The organism is Rheinheimera mesophila (assembly GCF_000986865.1).
Classification (GTDB): domain Bacteria; phylum Pseudomonadota; class Gammaproteobacteria; order Enterobacterales; family Alteromonadaceae; genus Pararheinheimera; species Pararheinheimera mesophila.
On sequence record NZ_LAVS01000082.1, the window covers coordinates 1 to 954 of the forward strand.

The 954-nt window shown below is 49.4% G+C and carries 1 protein-coding gene; it reads right to left on the reverse strand.

Going from position 1 to position 954, the window contains the following annotated elements; all coding sequences use genetic code 11:
• Positions 1 to 812 (reverse strand): lysylphosphatidylglycerol synthase transmembrane domain-containing protein (locus SD53_RS12645; RefSeq protein ID WP_241481782.1); only part of this gene is annotated, 812 nt, incomplete at its 3' end.
• Between the last annotated feature and the right edge of the window lie 142 nt (positions 813 to 954).

Consider the following 954-nt stretch of genomic DNA (forward strand, 5'->3'; position numbering starts at 1 on the left):
TTTACATCGGGTAATGCCAGCAAAAACATCACTTCCAGCACGCCTAAACCACCGGGGGCGTGCGATAACAACGCGGCGGAAAACGACGCCAGAAAGATGCCTAATACCATAAAATAACCCGGGTTACTTTGCTCGGGCAGGGCGTAATAAATAATGGCGGCGGCCGCTAATAACTCCAGTGGCGCTACGACTAACTGACGGCAAATCAGCGAAAAACGCGGGTATTCCAGCTTCAGCTTCCATAAATCGATGCAGCGTCTTTTCATAAAGCTGCCCCACAAATACAGAGCAACTAAAAATAACATGCCAACGCCTAACAAAATCGCTACCCACTCCGGCAAGGCGCTGTGGAAGTGAGCGGGCAAACTGGGTTCAATCAGTAACACAATGCCACCCAATAAGATGGTGCCCAGTGCAAAAGTGAAGGAACAAAACGCCACCAGAATACCGACTTCGCCTGCGGTTAAACCTTGTGAGCGGTAAGCCCGGTAGCGCACTACAGCGCCGGAGAATACGGACGCGCCGAGGTTGTGGCCTATAGCGTATGCAGTGAAAGATGCGAAAGAAATAAAGGTCCAGGAAACTTTTTTACGCAGATGGGATAAAGCCAGCCGGTCATACCCCGCCAGGGCGATATAAGCAAAGACGGTCGCTAAGGCAGCCATCAGCCACCCTTCTAAAGAGATAGCCTCAAGACTGACGACAACATCTTCATAAGAAATATCTTTGAGCTGCTCAAGCAGCACATAAACCGAAAATGCTACAGCGGCCAAACCTAACAACGGCCAGAAGTAGTCTTTTTTTATCATCATTTCAATCCTTGTCTGATCGCTTGTTTTCGCGTTGCGGCGAAAAGGGCAACACAACCATGACGTGTCTCATGTGTCTTCTGTCCTCTGGTTCGCACTCCAGCAGGCAGTCGATCTGATGTTCTATGTAAGCAGATAAGTAACC